General features: G+C 66.2%; 18 protein-coding genes. 11 read left to right on the forward strand and 7 right to left on the reverse strand.

The window, feature by feature from the left end; genetic code table 11:
• Positions 1-95: 95 nt before the first annotated feature.
• From AC1AYX_RS02730 to AC1AYX_RS02750, 5 genes are all read right to left on the reverse strand, one after another.
• Positions 96-638: a hypothetical protein gene (locus AC1AYX_RS02730; protein WP_476502071.1), complete on the reverse strand. Its 543-nt coding sequence runs from the start codon at positions 636-638 to the stop codon at positions 96-98.
• Between the two features lie 232 nt (positions 639-870).
• Positions 871-2,319 carry a type I glutamate--ammonia ligase gene (glnA, locus tag AC1AYX_RS02735; RefSeq protein WP_051922743.1) on the reverse strand — a complete coding sequence of 483 codons (1,449 nt, stop codon included), beginning with the start codon at positions 2,317-2,319 and terminating at the stop codon, positions 871-873.
• A gap of 257 nt (positions 2,320-2,576) precedes the next feature.
• On the reverse strand, positions 2,577-3,365 hold the full coding sequence (locus tag AC1AYX_RS02740; protein ID WP_476502072.1) for a DUF4191 domain-containing protein: 789 nt from the start codon (positions 3,363-3,365) through the stop codon (positions 2,577-2,579).
• A gap of 102 nt (positions 3,366-3,467) precedes the next feature.
• Positions 3,468-4,967: an FAD-dependent oxidoreductase gene (locus tag AC1AYX_RS02745; RefSeq protein WP_476502073.1), complete on the reverse strand. Its 1,500-nt coding sequence runs from the start codon at positions 4,965-4,967 to the stop codon at positions 3,468-3,470.
• A gap of 191 nt (positions 4,968-5,158) precedes the next feature.
• A complete protein-coding gene (locus AC1AYX_RS02750; RefSeq protein WP_476502074.1) occupies positions 5,159-5,788 on the reverse strand; it encodes a DUF3043 domain-containing protein in 630 nt (209 codons plus the stop codon).
• 133 nt (positions 5,789-5,921) lie between these two features.
• On the opposite strand from AC1AYX_RS02750, the gene AC1AYX_RS02755 reads away from it, so the two are divergent.
• On the forward strand, positions 5,922-7,289 hold the full coding sequence (locus AC1AYX_RS02755) for a M20/M25/M40 family metallo-hydrolase (RefSeq protein WP_476502075.1): 1,368 nt from the start codon (positions 5,922-5,924) through the stop codon (positions 7,287-7,289).
• 30 nt (positions 7,290-7,319) lie between these two features.
• Here the strand turns inward: AC1AYX_RS02755 and AC1AYX_RS02760 are convergent, their stop codons facing one another.
• Positions 7,320-8,498: a sensor histidine kinase gene (locus AC1AYX_RS02760; RefSeq protein WP_476502076.1), complete on the reverse strand. Its 1,179-nt coding sequence runs from the start codon at positions 8,496-8,498 to the stop codon at positions 7,320-7,322.
• Positions 8,477-9,142 carry a response regulator gene (locus AC1AYX_RS02765; protein WP_476502077.1) on the reverse strand — a complete coding sequence of 222 codons (666 nt, stop codon included), beginning with the start codon at positions 9,140-9,142 and terminating at the stop codon, positions 8,477-8,479. The genes AC1AYX_RS02760 and AC1AYX_RS02765 overlap by 22 nt, the downstream gene beginning before the upstream one ends.
• 249 nt (positions 9,143-9,391) lie before the next feature.
• Here AC1AYX_RS02765 and AC1AYX_RS02770 point away from each other — a divergent pair, with 249 nt between their 5' ends.
• From AC1AYX_RS02770 to argJ, 10 genes are all read left to right on the forward strand, one after another.
• Positions 9,392-9,928: a hypothetical protein gene (locus AC1AYX_RS02770; RefSeq protein WP_476502078.1), complete on the forward strand. Its 537-nt coding sequence runs from the start codon at positions 9,392-9,394 to the stop codon at positions 9,926-9,928.
• A gap of 292 nt (positions 9,929-10,220) precedes the next feature.
• Positions 10,221-10,820 (forward strand): ECF transporter S component, encoded by a 600-nt coding sequence (locus AC1AYX_RS02775; protein WP_034526515.1) that lies wholly within the window; start codon positions 10,221-10,223, stop codon positions 10,818-10,820.
• On the forward strand, positions 10,820-12,298 hold the full coding sequence (locus tag AC1AYX_RS02780; protein ID WP_476502079.1) for an ABC transporter ATP-binding protein: 1,479 nt from the start codon (positions 10,820-10,822) through the stop codon (positions 12,296-12,298). Before AC1AYX_RS02775 ends, AC1AYX_RS02780 begins: the two co-directional genes overlap by 1 nt.
• A gap of 6 nt (positions 12,299-12,304) precedes the next feature.
• Complete coding sequence (locus AC1AYX_RS02785) at positions 12,305-13,132, forward strand: energy-coupling factor transporter transmembrane component T family protein (RefSeq protein ID WP_476502080.1); 828 nt, start codon at positions 12,305-12,307, stop codon at positions 13,130-13,132.
• Positions 13,133-13,204: 72 nt separating this feature from the next.
• Entirely contained in the window at positions 13,205-14,092 is an 888-nt protein-coding gene (locus AC1AYX_RS02790; protein ID WP_476502081.1) for a TrmH family RNA methyltransferase, read from the forward strand.
• A gap of 164 nt (positions 14,093-14,256) precedes the next feature.
• Positions 14,257-15,360 (forward strand): phenylalanine--tRNA ligase subunit alpha, encoded by a 1,104-nt coding sequence (pheS, locus tag AC1AYX_RS02795; protein WP_101621642.1) that lies wholly within the window; start codon positions 14,257-14,259, stop codon positions 15,358-15,360.
• Positions 15,361-15,366: 6 nt separating this feature from the next.
• Complete coding sequence (gene pheT / locus AC1AYX_RS02800; protein ID WP_476502082.1) at positions 15,367-17,976, forward strand: phenylalanine--tRNA ligase subunit beta; 2,610 nt, start codon at positions 15,367-15,369, stop codon at positions 17,974-17,976.
• A 127-nt stretch (positions 17,977-18,103) separates the two neighbouring features.
• Entirely contained in the window at positions 18,104-18,862 is a 759-nt protein-coding gene (locus tag AC1AYX_RS02805) for a hypothetical protein (protein ID WP_476502083.1), read from the forward strand.
• Positions 18,863-18,954: 92 nt separating this feature from the next.
• Positions 18,955-20,049, forward strand: coding sequence for an N-acetyl-gamma-glutamyl-phosphate reductase (argC, locus tag AC1AYX_RS02810; protein ID WP_476502084.1), 1,095 nt, complete (start codon positions 18,955-18,957; stop codon positions 20,047-20,049).
• Positions 20,046-21,218 (forward strand): bifunctional glutamate N-acetyltransferase/amino-acid acetyltransferase ArgJ, encoded by a 1,173-nt coding sequence (argJ, locus tag AC1AYX_RS02815; protein WP_476502085.1) that lies wholly within the window; start codon positions 20,046-20,048, stop codon positions 21,216-21,218. The genes argC and argJ overlap by 4 nt, the downstream gene beginning before the upstream one ends.
• The last annotated feature ends 6 nt before the right edge of the window (positions 21,219-21,224 follow it).

The following is a 21,224-nucleotide window of genomic DNA, read 5'->3' on the forward strand; positions in this document are numbered from 1 at the left end:
ACATGGCGTGATACGAAACGTGGGCGCGGGATGAATCCCCGATTCGGGAGGCATCCCACGCCCACGATGCGGATGGATCGCGTCAGCGCGTCACGTCACAGCAGTACGGCGAAGTTCGACGACACTCCGGCGATGACGCCGATGATCACGAGCAGCAGCCACAGGACCACGCTGACGATCACGGAGACGAGCGCGCCCATGCCGGCCATCTTCGCGTCGCCGGGCTTGGAATCCTTCCACACGAGGAACAGGATGAGGCCGATGAGCGGGATGAGGAAGCCGAGGACGGCCCAGCCGAACGAGCCCTTCTCCTCGACGGGCTGCGGGGCGGGGTATCCGGGGGCCGGAGCGCCGTACGGCGCCTGCTGCGGGGCGCCATAACCGTAGCCGGCGGCGGGCTGGCCGTAGGCGGGCTGCTGCGCGCCGTAGCCGGGAGCCGGCTGGGCGTACGGGTTCTGCTGCGGCGCGCCGTATGCGGGGGCGGGAGCGCCGTACTGCGGCGTGGCCGGGGCCGGAGCGCCATATTGGGGCTGGGACGGCTGCGCGGGCTGCGTCGGCTGCGTCTGCGGGGCGGCCGCGCCGTATTCCGGCTGACCGTAGGGATTCTGCGGCTGGGGTGCCTGGTTGTTGTCGGTCATCGTATGTTCCCTTCTCGTCGGTCGGATTCCCGAGCCGGGACTCCGATTCGTGCCCCGCCGAACGCATCCATGCGCCGTCGGGGTCTGTGCAGTTCCCATCATAGCCGCTTGCGGCGGGCTTCGGTCGGAACCTGGGGAATCCGCCGCCCGAAGATTCCCGAGATTCCCGGAAACGGGAAGACCCCGCGATCCGTGTGGACCGCGGGGTCTTGCACATGCGATTCGGCAAGAATCAGATGTGGTAGTAGAGCTCGTACTCGAGCGGGGTCGGGGCCAGGCGGGCCTGGTCGATCTCGTCGCGCTTCAGCTCGATCCAGGTCTCGATGAGATCCGGGGTGAACACGTCGCCGGCGGTGAGGAAGTCGTTGTCCTCCTCGAGGGCGTTCAGCGCCTCGCCGAGGGAGCTCGGCACCTGCTTGATGTTCGCGTGCTCTTCCGGCGGCAGCTCGTAGAGGTCCTTGTCGACCGGAGCCGGCGGCTCGATGTGGTTCAGGATGCCGTCGAGGCCGGCCATCATCTGGGCGGAGAAGGCCAGGAACGGGTTGCAGGACGGATCCGGGGCGCGGAACTCGATGCGCTTGGAGGCGGGGGAGGTGCCGGCCAGCGGGATGCGGATGGCGGCGGAACGATTGCGGGCCGAGTAGACCAGCGAGACCGGGGCCTCGAAGCCCGGGACCAGACGATGGAACGAGTTCAGCGACGGGTTCGTGAACGCGACGACCGCGGAGGAGTGCTTGATGAGGCCGCCGATGTACCAGCGGGCGATGTCGGACAGGCCGCCGTAGCCCTGCTCATCGTAGAACAGCGGCTTGCCGTCCTTCCACAGGGACTGGTGGCAGTGCATGCCGGTGCCGTTGTCGCCGGCGATCGGCTTCGGCATGAAGGTCACGGACTTGCCGGCGAGGGCGGCGGTCTCGTGGACGACGTACTTGTACTTCATCAGGTCGTCGCCGGCGTGCTGCAGCGTGTTGAAGCGGTAGTTGATCTCCTGCTGGCCGGCGCCCGCCACCTCGTGGTGGGAACGCTCGAGCTGCAGGCCGACCTTCTGCAGGTTGGCGACCATGTCGTCGCGCAGATCCTGGTTGTGGTCGATCGGCGGGACCGGGAAGTAGCCGCGCTTGACGCGGTTCTTGAAGCCGATGTTCGGGGTGCCGTCCTCTTCGGTGTCGACGCCGGTGTTCCACGGGGCCTCGATGGAGTCCACCTCGTAGAAGGAGCGCTGGGCGGAGTTCTCGTAACGGACCTTGTCGAAGATGAAGAACTCGGCCTCCGGCGCGAAGGACGCGGTGTCGGCGATGCCGGTGGACTTCAGGTAGGCCTCGGCCTTGCCGGCGACCTGACGCGGGTCGCGGGAGTACGGCTCATCGGTCAGCGGGTCGACGATGGAGAAGGAGACGTCCAGGGTCTTGTGCTTGCGGAACGGATCGATGAAGGCGGTGGTCACGTCCGGGACCAGCTTCATGTCGGATTCGTTGATGGCCTGGAAGCCCTGCACGGACGAGCCGTCGAACGGCATGCCGTCGGTGAACGCGTTGTCCAGGAACTCGCTGACCGGAACGGTGAAGTGCTGCTGCACGCCGATCAGATCGGTGAAACGGACGGAGACGTACTCGACGCCTTCCTTGTTGATGAGGGCTTCGGCCTCTTCCGGCGTATGGGCGAAGATCTTGTTCTCAGCCACGATCGCTCCTTTTATCGAAATGATTTACAGGGTAAAAGCATAGGAACGCGCGTTTCGCGCGCTCGAAACTTCGGTTACGAGAATGTTTCGTGACTGGTAACGGGAACCGTCAATCGTTGCGTTGGCGCGGTTCGCCGCAGTCTCGCGACGGGAGTGGCCGCCGCGCGAGCGTCCAGAACGCGGACGCGTCCGGATATGCGAAGGCCCCGGTCGTCGGTGACGACCGGGGCCTGTGGCTCGGGAAGCGCCGCGTGGCGTCAGCGTCCGCGCATGGCGCGGCGGCTGACCTTCTGCATGCGGTTCGGGTCGACGCCCTTCGGGATGCCGTAGCCGCGCTTCGCCTGCAGCGTGCGCAGACGGTCGTTGAGGATGGCCAGCTCCTCCTTGGTGAGGATGAAGCGGCGGCGCGGGTGGATGGCGGCCATGAACTTGTTGGAGTGGTTGGACGGCACGTAGCTCTTCTTGTGCGTGATGGTCTTGCGCAGGTCGCGCAGGCGCGTGGTGCCGTTGGAGCCGTCGCCCATGATGATGCGGTAGACGGGGATGGAGGAGCCGGCGGTCACGCCCTTGATTTCATGCTCCTGACGGTCCATCTGGCGCTTGATGCGGTCGTGGGAGCCTTCGCCGAGCAGGTAGATGCCGTTGTAGCCGGTGCCGCGCCAGATCGCGTCCTTGGTGCGGGCGTCCACCCACACGGGCTGCTCCGGGAAGGTGAATCCGGCCTTCGTCATGTTGCTCAGCACGCTGACCGCAGCGCCCGGACGGCCTTCCAGCTGCTTGTATCCGACCTTGTCGGCGCGGTTGGTGAGCGTCATCGTGGCGAGCAGGACGCCGAGCATGACGGCGGCGATGATGGTGAGGATCCAGGTGAGCCACATCCACTGCATCACGACGCCGAGGATGACGGCCAGCACGATCGGGGCGACGAACGCGCCGCCGCACAGCCACGGCAGCTGCTTGTCGTCCTTGTAGGTGAACTTGAAGATTTGGATGATCTGCTTGATCGTGCTGTTCTTCTTGGGCTTCTTCTCGTCCTTGTCAGCCATTCTTCCCTCGCTTGGAGTCGGATTTGCGCATACTGGCCGTTGATTCTACCAGCATGCGTGCCCCGGGGCGTGGCGTGCGCCGCGGGGCACGCATGCACGCGGTCAGCGCGTGTGCAGCGGGCGGCCGTCCGCCTTGAGCAGCGCCTCGCCCAGCGTCTCGCTGAACGTGGGATGCGGGTGGATGAGCCGCGCCGCCTCGGCGAGCGGCACCCGGTTGCCGACGAGCTGCTCCGCCTCGGCGATCAGGTCCGAGGCGACGGGCGCGACGATGTGCACGCCGAGCACGACCGGCACGTCCGGCCTGTCCGCGCGTTCGCCGCTGACGACCGTCATCGCGCCGCCGACGCCGCTCATCAGCATGCGCGCGTTGCCGAGCATCGGGTACGTGGTCTCCTTGACGTCGTTGAGGTCCGGGTCGGCGGTCGCCTCCTGGCCGGTCAGGCCCACGCACGCCGCCTCCGGGTGGGAGAACACGACCTGCGGCACGGTGGTCTCGTCCACCGGCTTCGGGTCGAGCCCGGCGATCGCCTCGGCGACCGTCACGCCCTGCTCGAACGCGCGGTGTGCGAGCGCGTGGCCGGCGACGATGTCGCCCACCGCCCACACGTGTGGCGCGTGCGTGCGTCCCAGCGCGTCGCACGTCACGTAATCATGGTCGTCGAGCGTGACTCCGGCGCGGGCGAGCCAGTCGAACCGGGTGTTCGGGTCGCGGCCAATCGCGGCCAGTGCGATCTCGCCCCACGCCTGCTGTTCTTCGCCGCCGTTCTGCGTGTAGTGAACGGTCGCGCCGAGGTTCGCGCCGACGTCCACCCGAGTCACGGCGGTGCCCTTGACGACCTTCACGCCTTGTCGCGTCAGTTCGCGCGTCAGCGTCGTCGCGGTGCGCCGGTTCCAGCCCGACAGCACGCGGTCCTTGCGGATGAGGAGCGTCACGTCCACGCCGGCCGCGTTCCACATGGACGCGAATTCGATGGCGACCGCGCCCGCGCCGACGATCACGGCGGAAGCGGGGAACTCGTCGAGTTCCAGCGCCTGCGTGGAGTCGATGAGCGCGCCGGAGAACGGGATGCCCGGCAGTGGGCGGGGCGAGGCGCCGGTCGCGAGGATCACGTCGCCGGCCTCGATGACGACCGTCGGGTCCATCGGCTCGGCCGCCTCCGCCTTGCGGAACCGTTCGACCGGGTCGCCGGTGACGGTCACGGCGAGGTTCGCACCGGCCGCGGCGTCGGCGGTTCCGGCGATCTCGCGCAGGTCGGTGGCCGCACCGTGGAACACGGTGACGCCGCGGTGCGCGAGCAGGGCGGCCAGGCCCCCGGTCATCGTTTCGACCACGTGCACGCGGTAGTCGCGCAGCGTGCCGTAGTCGATGCCGTCCACGTGCGCCTGCACGCCGAGTTCGGCGGCACGACGCACCGTGTCGATGGTGTGCGTGGCGGTGATGAGCGCCTTCGACGGGATGCACCCGCGGTTGAGGCACGTGCCGCCGAGCGTCGCGTCACGTTCGATGAGGGCGACGGACTTGCCGAGTTCCGCGGCCCGCAACGCCGCCGAGTATCCGCCGGGTCCCGCGCCGATGATCGCGATGTCAAATTGTTCAGTCATGGTGCCCATGATAGACGCACGGCCCTCGGCTCCCCTTGCAGCGAAGCCGACCGAGGAGCTGACAAACGGATATCGTCTTCGGCTCCCCTTGCAGGGGAGCTGTCAGCGAAGCTGACTGAGGGGTAGACAACAACAATGAGGGGTGGACGGGCATCAGCCCATCCACCCCTCATCAGTCCGTCGGGTGCATATCACTCCGGGAAGTGGCCGCGCTTCTTCTCGCGCGGCTTCGGAAGCCTCCAGCGGCGCACCTGGATGGCGCGGCTCCACGCGTAGGACGCGGAACGCGAGCCCTTCGCCACCGCGCGCTCGCCATACTTGGCGACGAGCTTCTTCTTGAGCTTGCGCCACATGAGCCACACGTCGAGCACCACGGCCGCCAGGTACACGTACATGAGCAGCATCATGATCATCGAGGCGGTCTGGTTCTGGGAGACGGAGGTGACGATCATCGAACCGATGAGGATGACGAATGCCACCGGGATGAAGAACTCGCCGATGTTGAAGCGGGCATCCACGTAGTCGCGGATGTAGATGCGCCACGGCAGACGCTCCGCCTTCGGCATGTGGTTGATGTCGCCCTTCTGCATCGCCTCGTATTCGGCGTTCTCACGCTCGCGCAGCTTCGCCTTCGCGGCCTTCGCGCTCGCCTTGCGGTCGGTCGGCACCAGCGGACGCACGCCAGCGGCCTGCGCCTGCTTCATCTTCGGGGTGGGCGCGTTCTTCGTACGGTCCTTCTTCACCGGCTTCGCAGGCTGCTCGGTCGCTTCCCCGACCGGCTCCTGCGCGGATTCCTTCTTCTTCAACGGGTTCCATGTCATGCTTGCAGGTTACGGTGACGTCTAGACGCGCGCAGGGCGGCGAAACGGCACCAAAACAAGGCCGGGAGGCCGGTCGCGGCCGGATGCGCCGACCGTGCGCGACTGTACGACACCTATATATAAGGAGAGGCACATGGCCAGGCTCACCCCCGACGAGGTCCGCGCCCGCGTGGAATCCGACTGGACGCGCATCGTCGACGTCCTCAACCGCAAGATCGCCTTGAAGTCCGTGTCCGCGGAGGGCATCACCGGCGAGCATATGAAGCGGTCCGCCGAATTCGTCGCCGACCAGCTGCGCGAGGTCGGCGTCGACGCGAAGGTCGTCCAGTCCTCGAACCCGGACGGCACGCCTGGCGCGTGGGAGGTCATCGGCTCGCGCATCGTCGACGAGTCCGCGCCCACCGTGCTCCTCTACGCGCATCACGACGTGCAGCCCGTGCCGGACGCGTCCGCATGGGACACCGACCCGTTCGTCGGCACCGAGATCGACGGCCGCCTCTACGGCCGCGGCTCCGCCGACGACGGCGGCGGCATCGCCATCCACTCCGGCGCGTTGAAGGCGCTTGGCCAGGACCTCAAGGTCAACGTCAAGGTGTTCATCGAAGGCGAGGAGGAGATGGGCTCCCCGAGCTTCATCCCGTTCATCGAGGCGCACAAGGCCGAGTTCGAATCCGACGTCATCATCGTCGCCGACTCCGGCAACTGGTCGGCGGACATCCCGTCCCTGACCACCTCGCTTCGCGGCAACACCTGCGTGGACGTGACCGTGCGCGGACTGAAGCACCCGGTCCACTCCGGACAGTACGGCGGGCCGATTCTCGACTCGAACACGCTCGCCGCGATGCTCATCGCCTCCCTGTACGACGCGAACGGCGACCTCGCCGTGCCCGGCGTCGCCGCCGAGGAGCCGATCGGCGGCCTCCAGCGCGACCTCGACGAGGCATCCGTGCGCGCCGATGCCGGCGTCGTCGACTCCTACGCGCTCGCCGGCACCGGCTCGCTCGCCTCGCGCCTGTGGACCAAGCCGAGCCTGACCGTCATCGGCTTCGACGCGCACCCGGTCGACGGCTCGTTCAACGTGATCAGTCCCGAGACCCGCTTCCGCCTCTCCCTGCGCACCGCGCCGAACCAGCGCCCCGAAGAGGCGCAGGCCGCGCTCGCCGCGTACCTCGAAACCCACGCGCCGTTCGGCGCCGAGGTCGAGGTGACCAAGCTGGAGAACGGGATGGGCTGGGGCATGGATCCGGACGCGGTCGCCACCAAGGACGCGCTCGAGGCGATGGAGGAGGCGTTCGGCGTCGCCCCGATCAACAAGGGCGAAGGCGGGTCCATCCCGTTCATCCCCGAACTGCAGCGCATCTTCCCCGAGGCGCAGGTGCTCGTCACCGGCCCGGAGGATCCGAAGGCCAACGCGCACAGCCCCAACGAATCCATCTCGCTGTCCGGCCTGAAGAACAACGTCATCACCGAAGCCCTCCTGCTCGACAAGCTCGGCAGGTGATGTTCTCCATTTCCTTGGAATCGGTCGGGATCAGCTTTGCTGGTCCCGACCATGGGATTGTGGGGGAATGGCCGCGAACGAATACCATGTACCGTCATCCAGTCGCCCCGTGACGAAGGCACCGCCGATGCGTTCGATTTCACGTCGGTAGTACGTCATGCCCTGCCCATGCCGTGGCAGCTCCTCGTCGGACAATGCGTTGGAGGTGGTGACTTCGATGCCGTTGCCGTTCCATACGACGGAAACCTCATATGACTCCCGTTTCGCATGCCTGATGATATTGGCGTAGAGTTCGCCGATGAATCCGGTGCAGAGGGCCATCCGCTCTTCGCTCATCGGGGCGGGGTCGTCGTCGATGCCGAGGACGCTCCCGCCTTCGAAACCGAGACGGTTTATGCGTCTGTCGTTGTCGTCCAAAACCCGATGAAGGCGATCGGCAAACGCTTCCGTCTCCGAGGACGTCGTGCCATGGATGCCGTGGTCCCATTCGTTGAGGGAATCGACGACCTTGTGCGTATTGTCCAGCGCATTGAGCGCCGACTCATTGATCTGACGCCAATCGTCGATATCGTTGCCGCCTGCTCTGATATGACGTTGGGCCATGCGTGCGATGAGCGACAATTCCCCGGTGACGGCGTCATGCATACGCTGGGCGGCACGCGCGGTGAACGCTACTTGGCGTAGATCGTCCTCCGCTTGGGCGAGTTTCACCTGTCGTCTGAATCCGTCCTCTCGCCAACGCAGCGATCGCCCGACGAGTGACGCCATGACGCTGAACGGTATGAGGGATATGAATACGTACCAGTCGACGTTCCAGCCGTTCGGGAGTCCGGTGTAGACCACCTGCAACAGGATCATCGCGATGGTCAGCGCCGCCGCCATGCGGTCGGAGGTCATATACGCCAACAATCCCAACGCGTACAGCACGCTGAACGTGGACGTGGGACCCGTGCCGTTGGAACAGACCGTCGTCAGACCGTCGATGACGATGAGTGCTACGGAGGATGGCAGAGGCAGGATGCTGGTGCCGATGAGCAAGGCCTCCTGCATGAGCGAGAGAGCCAATGCGATTCCGCCGGACGGGGGATTGTACGCCCATTGGATGATAAGCAACGACGAGAAGGCCGATGAGAGGGCGACACGTGCCTTTAGCGGGGGAATCAAAGGCGTTGGCGCCTTCCCGAGGTTCAGCCACGTGGTGAAAGCCATATCGCCACCGCCTGACGCGCCGTCCGCGCTCCGAGTTTCTGCATGATGTGCTGCATATGTTTGCGCACGGTCGCCTCCGAAATGCCGAGTCTGCCGGCGATTTCGGTATCGAGCAGTCCCTCATCCGCACACAGGTTGATGATCTCCTCCTCCCGCAACGTGAGCCGTTGATCGTGATCCGTCTCATTCATCAGACGGATGTGCGCGAGCTGCCGTGATTCGAAGCCCGTCATCGAACCGTTGCGGATCACCGAGTCGATGGCGGTGACGAGGTCGTCTTCGGTATTCTTGCTGACCAGTCCCTGTGCACCGGCGGCCTTCGCTTTCACCTCATACAGGTTCAGCGAGAAACTCGTCATCGCGAGAATAGGGAAGTCAAGGGACCGTTTCCGTATGCGCCTGCACGCACTGGTCCCCTGAACTCCTTCCAGCGACATGTCCAGCAGCAATAAGGACGGAACATGTGTCTTGGTCAGAAGCATCGCTTCCTTGGCTGACTGGGCCATCCATATGACACGGGCTGTCGGTAGACGTTCGGTCAAAAGCCGGTATAAGGAATCCAAGGAACGTGCGTCGTTGTCGACGATGGCTATTTCCGTCATGGGAGTCGATGATGTCAAACATGAATCCTTTGTGCTTGTCATAGGTTCTATCTCTTGTGTGTGGGCTTGCAGTGCCACTATTTGCACTTGGGTGTGCCATAAGAATTATATATACACACATCGAGTATGCTTGGAATGAATTATTCACAAATGAAGTATTGCTCGACTTGTGTATCATATGTAGCATATGTTATGCCTAACAAATATAAGAGTAAAGGCTCTTAGGGTGATGAATCATTGGAGATTCATCGCTTGGTTATAGCATCCGACTGGTTGCAGAGAGTGTGTGGGATGAGAAAAGCAACTCGTAGCTGTCTTTTGGTTTTTTTAGCAGTGCTGCTGCTCTGTGGGTTGTCGTATCAATCCGCCTCTTTGCAATCCGGTAACGATATAAGATCTCCGTCTTCATCGAAGGAGCAGAAAACATATAAAGAATTCACAGTAGAAGGTTTGGAAACATATGCGCGAGAGCGTTATGTTGCTTCTCGATCGCAAGGTCTGGAGGATATCCGTCCTTTAGGTTCCGGAGAATTTTCCGGTACCGGAATCATCCCCATTGATATGGTGGCCGATCGTACTCATCGATATGACATCACGTATATGTGTAATCCCCAAACGGCAGCATCATTTTCGATACGACTACGGCGTGGTGGTGCTTCATATTGGGTGGCGGATATAGGTGAATGCCCCGGTGAAGGAGTGTTTGCGATTTCGGTTCCCGTCGAGAGATTTCCCAAAGCGACCGAAGTTGTTTTTAACGCTAATGATGAAACCAGTTTCATTGTCGTCATACATGAGATCATGGTTGAAAGGAAGAGCAATGAATAATGCACATGCCGTTCTTCCGACGACGGAGCCATGGTTGAATCATTCCTGAAGAATTTCTACGGGCATAGAACCAACGTAAGCCTGCAAACCGCTGTCGCGCACAATACAATCTTCGTATTGCGTTCGACAGCGGTTTGTCATATAGTCATGGGCTGACACGGGAGCCGCTTGAAGGCGGCTGAGAGGGGGCCGCAACGGGTCCCGACCGATGGAACGTGGACGGGCAATGCCGACCACGGAACTGTCCTCCACCCGTGCCTTGAGAAGGAAGCACAGAGAAAGGCACATCACCATGGCCGAAACCGTCGCCAAGACCAACTACAAGTGGCGCGTCGTCGACATCGTCGTCGCCGCCATCATCGCCGTCGCATCCGGCGTCATCTTCTGGGGCTGGGACGTCGTCTGCGCCGCCCCGCTCGCCCTGTTCGAGGCCGTCACCCCCGGCTTCGAAGGCCTGCTCAACGGATTCTGGCTGTTCGCCGGCCCGCTCGCCGCCATCATCGTGCGCAAGCCGGGCGCCGCCCTCTTCGCCGAGACCCTCGCCGCGTTCCTCGAGCTCACGCTCGGCAACCAGTGGGGCGTCGGCGGCTCGCTCATCGTCGGCATCATGCAGGGCCTCGCCGCCGAGATCGCCTTCGCGATCTTCGCGTGGAAGCAGTGGAACATCGGCACCACCATCCTGTCCGGCGCTCTCGCCGGCGTCGCCTGCTGGGCCTACTACTGGATGACCAACCCCGGCTGGAACGCGATGCGCGTCAGCTGGTACCTCGTCGGCTCCATCATCTCCGGCGTCATCATCGCCGGCGCGCTCATGTGGGCGCTGCACAAGGCGATCGCCGCCACCGGCGTGCTCGACCGCTTCGCCTCCGGCCGCGCCGAGGCGCGCGTCTGATGCGCATCACGCCCGCCCGCGTCGAGGCGAAGGATTGGGGATGGCGTCACGCCACGCGCAAGGACTTCGCCCTGCGCGGGCTCGACTTCGACATCCGCCCCGGGGAGCACGTGCTGCTCCTCGGCGCCTCCGGGGCGGGCAAAAGCACGCTCATGGCCGGACTGGCCGGCGTGCTCGGCGGATCCGACGAAGGCGAGCAGGAAGGCTCGCTCACCATCGACGGCGTCGAAGCCGGCATCGCCCGCGGCAAGGCCGGCCTCGTGCTGCAGGACCCGGATTCGCAGATCATCCTCGAACGCGTGGGCGACGACGCGGCCTTCGGCTGTGAGAACCTCGCCGTCCCACGCGACGAGACGTGGCGGCGCGTGCGCGAATCGCTCGACCTGGTCGGATTGAAGGACATCGACCTCGACCGGTCCACGCGCCACCTGTCCGGCGGGCAGCGGCAGCGCCTCGCGCTCGCCGGCGTGCTCGCCATGCAGCCGGGACTCCTGCTGCTCGACGAGCCGACCGCCAACCTCGACCCGGAAGGCGTGCGCGAAGTCCACGACGCGGTGCGCGACGTGCTTGCCCGCACCGGGCAGACCATGGTCGTCGTCGAGCATCATATCGACGTGTGGATGGACCTGATCGACCGCGTCATCGTCATCGGCCATCCCGACCCGGATTCGCACGTGGGCGGCGTCATCGCCGACGGAAGACCGGACGAGGTGTTCGGACGATTCGGCGACCTGCTCGCGCAGGGCGGCGCATGGGTGCCGGGACGCGCGATTCCGGACCGTGCGCCGACGCGCGCACGCGCGGACGTCCGCGAACCCGCGCTCGTCGCCGAGGACCTGAGCTTCGGCCGCGGATTCCCGCTCGGCGAGCATATCGATCTCGAATTCTTCGCCGGCGAGGTGACGGCCCTGATGGGGCCGAACGGCGCCGGAAAATCCACGCTCGCGCTGACGCTCGCCGGACTCCTGAAGCCGCTCGCCGGGCATGTGCGCGTGCGCGCCGACATCGCCGAAGGCGCGCGCGGCGACGAGCCGGACAAGTGGAGGAGCCGCGAACTGCTCGGCCGCATCGGCATGGTCTTCCAGGAGCCGGAACACCAGTTCGCTGCGGCGCTCGTACGCGACGAGGTCGCCATCGGGCCGAAATCGATGGGCGCCGACGAGGCGCGCGCGTACGCGATCGCCGACGAAATGCTGGAACGCATGAACCTCTCGCGGTTCGCCAAAGCCAACCCGTACACGCTGTCCGGCGGCGAGAAGCGGCGACTGTCCGTCGCCTCCATGCTGGCCGGCGCGCCGAAGATCCTCGTCATGGACGAGCCGACCTTCGGCCAGGACTTCACCACGTGGACCGAGATGGTCGACCTCATCGCCAAAGTGCGCGACCAAGGTTCCGCGGTCATCGTCGTCACGCACGACGAGGCGCTCGTCAGGGCGCTCGACGCGCGCCGCATCATGTTCGGATTCGCAGGGGAGTGAGTGGGTATGAACGATTCGGTCATCGTCTCGCCGCCGGGCGCGCGCAAGGAACCGGCCCGGCCCGCGTCGCCCTCGTGGTTCATCGCGAAGGTGAACCCGGTGACGCGCATCATCGGCGCGCTGCTGCTGTGCATCCCGATGTTTGTGAGCCTCGACGTGGTCTCCGCGTCCGTGGCGTTGGGACTCGAGGTCGCGCTGCTGTGGATCGGCGGCGTCGACCCGATCCGCATCTGCCGCAGCACATGGCCGGTATGGATCGCCGCGGTCGGCGGCTTCATCTCCGTGCTGCTCTACGGCCGCACGTCCGGCGAGATCCTGTGGACCGCCGGCTGGATCGTCGTGTCCGAAGGCTCCGTGTATCTCGCCTGCGCCACGTTCCTGCGCGTGCTCGCCATCGCCGTGCCCGGCGTGGTGCTCGCGCTCGGCCTTGACCCGACCGATCTGGCCGACGGCCTCGTGCAGATCCTGCACCTCTCGCCCCGGTTCGTGTACGGCGGTCTCGCCGGCATGCGCATGTTCACGCTGCTGCAGGATGATTGGCGTGCGTTGGGATTGTCGCGCCGTTCGCGCGGTCTCGGCGACGGCAACGCGATCCAGCGTGCGTTCTCGCAGGCGTTCGGTCTGCTGGTCCTGTCGATCCGTCGCGCCACGAAACTCGCCACCGCGATGGAGGCGCGCGGTTTCGGCGGCGAAGGGCCGCGCTCGGCGGCGCGCGTCTCGCGCCTGCATCCGATCGACGCGGTGTTCTGCGCGATCTGCTTCGTGATCCCGTTCATCGCGCTCGGCGTCGCCGTCGCCACCGGCAACTGGCACTTCTCCTTCCAAGGCGCGTGACGTCCACTGCAGTCGAGACGCGTGTATGCGCGTGTGCCGTGGCGCGGTAGGCGTGACGGTAGGGTGGAGGGCATGCCCATCAACCATGCAGTGATCGACAATCCGAAATCCGACCGAATCAAGCGCGTCGCCGGACTCGCGCGACCGGCAGGCCGCGAACGTTCCGGCCGCTTCCTCATCGAAGGGCCGCAGTCCGTGCGCGAGGCCGTCGCGTGGCGTCCCGACGTGGTGAGCGACCTGTACGTCGCGATCGACGTCGACCCCGACGGCGAACCGTACGTCTCCGAGACGATCGCCTCGATCGTCGACAAGTCGCAGGAATCGCGCAAGACGCCGATCTACGTGCATCACGTCACGCGCGAGGTGATGGCCAAGATCAGCAAGGACGCGCAGGGCATCGTCGCCGTGGGCGACATCGAGACGCTCCACACGGAGATCTCCGCCGTCCGCCTCTCCGAACGCCCGCTCATCGCCGCGTTCTGGCAGGTGCGCGACCCCGGCAACGCGGGCACCGTGATTCGCGCCGCGGACGCCGCCGGCTGCGACGCGGTCGTGTTCGTCGACGAATGCGTGGACCCGCTGAACCCGAAGGTCATCCGTTCGACCGCCGGCTCCCTGTTCCACATCCCCGTGCTGCGCATGGACACCGGCACGTTCCTCAAGTGGATGGAACGCGACGACCTCGCCACCATCGCCGCCGACGTGTACGGCACGCCGGAACGCAAGCCCGAATCGCTGCCCGACATGCTCGCCGAACGCGCGGACGGCGCGAAAAGCGGCGCGAAGGGCGTGCGCGGCGACGCCGTGCTGTTCGGCAACGAGGCGCGGGGACTGCCCGCCGCCATCCTGGAGCGCATGGACCGCATCGTGTCCATCCCGCTGTACGGCAAGGCCGAATCGCTGAACCTCGGCACGTCCGCCGCGGTCATGCTCATGAGCCTCGCCATGAGCGGACGCTGAGACGCACGGCACGCGCCGGTCGTATGTCGGTCGTATGTCGGTCACGTGCCGGCCGCCCCGCGACCACGTGATGGAACCGGGCGGCCATGTCGAGTCATACCGTGACAATGTGATGTTGGACAACGCTTGGGAAACGTGCGTTTTCGCGTGTCTCCCCACGTGCAATGCACGTCAGTGAAGCAGATATAAAGGAAAGGGTGCTCGTGGCAGAAGCGCTATTCGATGCGCAAGCGGTGACCGATGCGGTCGCCGAAGGCATCGCGAAAATCCAGAACGCCTCCACGCTGGAGGAATTGAAGGCCATCAAGAGCGAATACGCCGGAGCCGACTCGGCGATGACGCAGGCCAGCAAGGCCATCGGGGCACTGCCCAAGGACCAGAAGAAGGATGCAGGCAAGCTCATGGGCAAGCTGCGCGCCGACTTCGGCCGCGCCTACGGCCCCAAGGAGAAGGAGCTCAAGGAGGCCGCCGAGGCCGCCGCGCTCGCCGCCGAGACCGTCGACATGACGCTGCCGGTCGCGCGCAAGCCGCTCGGCGCGCGCCACCCGCTCGCCAAGCTCATGGAGGACGTCGAGGACTTCTTCATCTCCATGGGATGGCAGATCTCCGCCGGCCCCGAAGTGGAGGCCGAATGGTACAACTTCGACGCCCTCAACTTCGGACCGGACCATCCGGCCCGCCAGATGCAGGACACCTTCTACGTGAAGGGCAACCAGGCGAAGGACGCCGCCGGCTTCGTCGGCTCCAACATGGTCGTGCGCACGCAGACCTCGTCCGACCAGGTGCGCGCCCTGCTGTCGCGCGGCGTGCCGCTGTACATCGCCTCCCCGGGCCGCGTGTTCCGCACCGACGAGCTCGACGCCACCCACACCCCGGTGTTCCACCAGTGCGAGGCGCTCGCCGTCGACAAGCACCTGACCATGGCCGACCTCAAGGGCGTGCTCGACAAGCTCGCCGTCGCCATGTTCGGCCCGGAGGCCAAGACCCGCCTGCGTCCGAGCTACTTCCCGTTCACCGAGCCGAGCGCCGAGCTCGACCTGTGGTTCCCCGACAAGAAGGGCGGCCCGGGCTGGCTTGAATGGGGCGGCTGCGGCATGGTCAACCCGAACGTGCTCAAGTCCGCGGGCATCGACCCGAACGAATACACCGGCTTCGCGTTCGGCGTGGGCATGGAGCGCACGCTGCTGCTGCGTTCCGACATCAACGACATGCACGACCTCGTCGAGGGCGACGTGCGTTTCGCCGAACAGTTTGTGATGGGGGAGTGATTACCCATGCCTATGGTTGATATCGATTGGCTCAAGGAGCACGTCGAGGTTCCGTCCGACCTCACCTACGAGCAGCTCGCCAAGGACCTGGTCAAGGTCGGCCTCGAGGAGGAGGAGATCCACGCCTCCCAGGTGACTGGCCCGATCGTCGTCGGCTACGTGGTCGACGCCACGCCGGAGCCGCAGAAGAACGGCAAGATCATCAACTGGTGCCATGTCGACGTCGGCGACGAATACAACGAGACCGACGAGAACGGCAACAAGGTGCCGCGCGGCATCATCTGCGGCGCGCCGAACATGGCCGCCGGCGAGAAGGTCGTCGTGACGCTTCCGGGCGCCGTCCTGCCCGGCGACTTCCGCATCGAGCCGCGCAAGACGTACGGCCACATCTCCAACGGCATGTGCGCCTCCGAGCGTGAGCTCGGCCTCGGCGACGACCACAACGGCATCATCCTGCTGCGCCACTACGGCTTCACTCCCGAGGAGTACGAGGCCTTGAAGCCCGGCGACGACGCGATGCACCTGCTGCACCTCGACCAGCCGCTGCTGGAGATCAACATCACGCCGGACCGCGGCTACACGCTGTCCTACCGTGGTGTGGCCCGCGAATACCACCACTCCACCGGCGCCGCGTACACGGATCCGGTCAAGGAGCTCAACGCCCGCGTGCCCGTCGCCGCCGGCGAGGCCTCCGGCACCGTGCCGGACGTGCAGGTCGAGATCGACGACGACAACCCGATCCACGGCGTGCCCGGCTGCGACCGCTACTACGCGCGCGCCATCCGCGGCTTCGACCCGTCCTCGCGCACGCCGAACTGGATGCGCCGTCGTCTCATCCGCGCCGGCGTGCGTTCCATCTCGCTCGCCGTGGACGTCACCAACTACGTGATGCTCGACCTCGGCCAGCCGATGCACGCCTACGATCTGGACAAGCTCGAAGGCCCGATCGTCGTGCGCCGCGCGAACGAGGGCGAGAAGCTCGTCACCCTCGACGGCAAGGAGCACGAGCTCAGCCCCGAGGACCTGCTCATCACCGATTCGCCGAACGGCCAGCGCGCCTCGCGCATCATCGGTCTCGCCGGCGTGATGGGCGGCCTGTACGGCGAGGTGACCGCGGAGACGAAGAACATCCTGCTCGAGGCCGCGCACTTCGACCAGGTGTCCATCGCGCGTTCCGCCCGCCGCCACAAGATCCCGTCCGAGGCGTCCCGCCGCTTCGAGCGCGGCGTCGACTACCAGCTGCAGCCGGCCGCCGCGCAGATGGCCGCCGACCTGCTCATCAAGTACGGCGACGGCGAGGCCAGCGAGCATCCGACCGACGTGAACAACACGGTCCGCCGCAAGGCCATCCACTTCAAGGCCTCCGAGGTGAAGCGCGTCGCCGGCCTCGACACCGGCGTCAACGCCATCTCCGACATCCTCACCGACATCGGCTGCACCGTGGCCGGCGGCGGCAACGGCGAATTCTCCGTCACCCCGCCGACCTGGCGCCCGGACCTCAACGAGCCGTGCGATCTGGTCGAGGAGGTCGCGCGCCTCGTCGGCTACGACGAGATCCCCGTCACCGTGCCGCCGGCGCCGGTCGAGGGCATGGTCGGCCTGACCGCCGACCAGCTGCGCCGCCGCCGCGTCGCCGACGAGCTCGCCGAGTACGGCATGGTGGAGGCCCTGAGCTACCCGTTCGTGGGCGACAACGACTACAAGGCGTTCGGCTACGACGCGGAGGCCACCAAGAAGGTCAGCGTCGAGATCGCGAACCCGCTGTACGGCGACCGTCCGTACCTGCGCCGCCACATCCTGCCCACGCTCGCCACGACCGTGCAGCGCAACATCCGCCGCGGCATCGAGAACGTGTCGCTCTACGAGCTCGGCCACGTGTACCTGTGGAACCCGGACGCGCCCGCTATCCCGGCCCTGCCCGGCGGTGTGAAGCCCACGCCCGAGCAGCTCGCCGCGCTCGACGCCGGCCTGCCCGACCAGCCCGACCACGTGGCCGGCATCCTGACCGGTCTCGCCGAGAACACCGGCTGGCTGGGCGGCAAGCGTCCGGTCGATTGGTCCGACGCGGTCGAGGCCGTGCACCGCATCGCCGACCGTCTCGGCGCCGCCATCGAGCTCGAGCAGCCGGCCGCCGCCGACGTGCCCGCCCAGTGGCATCCGGGCCGTTTCGCCCGCGTGACCGCCGCCGGCACGTTCGTCGGCTTCGTCGGCGAGCTCCACCCGCACGTCAACGAGGCGCTCGGCTTCCCCGAGCACTCCGCCGCGTTCGAGCTGAACCTCACCGCGCTGTTCGCCACGCTCGACGGCAAGCCGGTGCAGGCCAAGCCGATCTCCACGTTCCCGCCCGTCAAGCAGGACCTCGCCTTCACCGTGGACGACACGGTGACCGCCGCCCAGCTCGAAGGCGTGGTGCGCGAGGCCGCCGGCGCGAACCTCGAATCCATCGAACTGTTCGACGTGTTCACCGGCGAGCAGGTGGGTGAGGGCAAGAAGTCCCTCGCCTTCGCGGTGGTGTTCCGCTCGCCCGACAAGACCCTGTCCGCCGAGGACAGCGAGGCGATCCGCAAGGCCATCGTCGACAAGGCCGCCGAGCTCGGCGCGCAGCTGCGCGCCTGAGCCGCCGGGCCGTTCCGGCTTGTTCCGGGCGGCTTTCCGGCCTGGCTTCCGGTCCGGCGGCGATGAACCGCTGGGCCGAAAGCGAAACGACATAAGTTAACATAAGGTGCAACACGAGGAGGACCCGATGAGCGCACCCGGACAGCAGCCGAACGATTCCGCACGACAGACGGGAGGGGACGGCGTCGCACCGGGGGCGGGCTCACCGGGTCCCGTCGTATCCGGGGAGGCACCGTCGCAGCCACAGCCGCAGTACGGGCAGTACGCGCATCCCGACTACGGCGCGATGTTGAGCCAATATGGTCCGAACTACAATCCGTATCTGTACGGCGCGCCCGACCCCGAGCCGAAGAAGGACGATACGGGGGAGAACGCGCGGCAGATGCCGCAGCAGGTGACGCAGCGCACGCCGGGTGCCGCGTATCCCGGCGGCTACGGGCAGAACGGCCAATATCCGCAGAACGGCCCGTACGGCCCGAACGGGAACCCCGGCAATCCGAACCAGTCGCCGACGGGTCCGGGTGTCGGTGCCGGCGCGAACGACGGCCACACGCCGCGCTACTTCTACGGCATCGACGTGAACGACCCCAACCAGAACCCGCTGTACGGGCGCTGGGACTCCTACGCGATCATCGCCTTCGTGTTCGCGATCGTGTTCAGCGTGCCCCTGCTGCCGACCATCATGGGCGTCATCTCCGTGTGGCGCACCGGCACCTTCCACATGAAGGGCCGTTGGCTCGCCATCGCCGCGATCGTCATCAACGTGCTCACCACCGCATTGCAGATCTGGATGTGGGTCAACGGCGTCGACGTGACCGATCTCACCAACCAGATGCTCGATATGGTCGGCGGCGGCTCCACCTCCGGCGACACGATGACCACATGACCGATCGTCTCGACACGTGATTACATAATTATGCAATAGTCTGCATAGGTATGTATGCTCGTGGGTATTGCCCATGAAGTGAAGGACGTGATATGGCGAAATACACGGTGGCCGTGGCGGGTGCCACGGGTTATGCGGGAGGCGAGGCGCTGCGCATTCTGGCCGCCCATCCCGCGTTCGAGGTGACCTGCGTGGCGGGTCACTCCTCGGTGGGGGACAAGCTCGGCAAGCACATGCCGCATATCCCGCAGCTGGCGGATCTGACCGTCGAAGACACCACCCCGGAAGTCCTGAACGGCCACGACGTGATCATCCTCGCGCTGCCGCACGGCGCCTCCGGCAAGCTGGCGTCCCAGCTCGACCCTGACGCTGTCGTCGTCGACCTCGGCGCCGACCACCGTCTTGAGGAGAAGAGCGCGTGGGACGAGTTCTACGGCGGTGACTTCTACGAGCATTGGACCTACGGCATGCCCGAGCTCATCACCGGCAAGGCCGCCGACGGCTCGTACACGCGCCAGCGCGCCGCGCTGCCCGGAACCAAGCGCATCGCCGGCCCTGGCTGCAACGTGACCGCCACCACGCTGGCCCTGCAACCCGGCGTCGCCGAAGGCCTCGTCGAGCACACGGACATCGTCGCCGACCTCGTCGTCGGCTACTCCGGCGCCGGCAAGAACCTCAAGCGCACCAACCTGCTCGCCGCCGAGGCGTTCGGCTCCGCCCTGCCGTACGGCGTGGGCGGCACGCACCGCCACATCCCCGAGATCCTGCAGAACCTCGCGCACGCCGCCGGCCTCGACGCCGCGGCCGCCGACGGGTTCACGCTCGGGTTCACGCCGGTGCTCGCGCCCATGTCGCGCGGCATCCTCGCCTGCGTGAGCGCGAAGATGACCGACAAGGCGAAGCGCCTGAGCGACGCGGAGATCCGCGACGTGTGGGCCCACGCCTACGAAGGCCAGGACTTCATGGTGCTCCTGCCGGAAGGCACGCTGCCCGCCACGGCGAACATCATCGGCTCGAACGCCGCCCACATCCAGGTCGTCACCGACCGCAAGGCCGGCCGCATCATCGCCTTCGCCGCCATCGACAACCTCAACCGCGGCACCGCCGGCCAGGCGGTGCAGTCCCTGAACATCGCCCTCGGCCTTCCCGAAGACCAGGGCCTGACCAAGATCGGAGTCGCCCCGTGAGCGTCACATTCGCACAAGGATTCGCCGCATCCGGCGTCGAGGCGGGCATCTCCGCCGTCGCCGGCAAGAAGGACCTCGCGCTCGTCGTCAACAACGGCCCGCTCGACGCGGCCGCCGGCGTGTTCACCTCCAACCGTTTCTGCGCCGCGCCCGTGCAGTGGTCGCGCAAGGTCGTCGCCGACGGCCACGTCAAGGCCGTGATTCTCAACTCCGGCGGCGCCAACGCGTGCACCGGAGCCGAAGGCTACGCGCAGTCCAAGGCCACCGCCGAAACCGTCGCCGCGCTCGTCGGCACGGAACCGGACGACGTGGCCGTGTGCTCCACCGGCCTCATCGGCGAACTGCTGCCGCTCGACCACGTGCTCGGCGGCGCGAAGGCCGCCCACGCGGCGCTCGCCGCCACGCCCGAGGCCGGCGCGGACGCCTCGCACGCCATCATGACCACCGACACCAAGCCGAAGACCGTCGAACTCGAAGGCACGGGCGGCTGGAGGATCGGCGGCATGGTCAAGGGCTCCGGCATGATCGCCCCGCAGCTGGCCACCATGCTGTGCGTCATCACCACCGACGCCGTCGTGAGCGCCGGCCAGCTCCAGGCCGCGCTCGCCGTCGCCACCGAACACTCGTTCAACCGCATCGACGTGGACGGCTGCATGTCCACCAACGACACCGTGCTCCTGCTCGCCTCCGGTGCCTCGGGCGTCGAGCCCGACAAGGACGAGTTCAACAAGCTCGTCAAGGACGCCTGCGCCTCGCTCGCCCGCCAGATCATCGGCGACGGCGAAGGCGCCAGCCACGACATCCGCATCACCGTCACCGGCGCGACCAGCGAGGACGCGGCGCTCGCCTGCGGCCGCGCCGTCGCCGCCTCCAACCTGCTCAAATGCGCGATCAGCGGCAACGACCCGAACTGGGGGCGCATCGTCTCCTCGCTCGGTACCGTGCCGCCGGAAGTTGCCCCCTACGAGTCCGACAAGGTGACCGTCGACGTCAACGGCGTGCGCATCTGCGAGAACGGCGGCGCCGGACGTGACCGCTCCGAGGTCGACATGACCCCGCGTGAGGTCCACATCGACATCGACCTCAACGCCGGAGACGCCGAGGCGACCGTCTGGACCGACGACCTCACCCACGAATACGTCCACATCAACGCTGACTACGAAAGCTGAAAGAGG

It is taken from the genome of Bifidobacterium sp. LH_419, assembly GCF_056356955.1.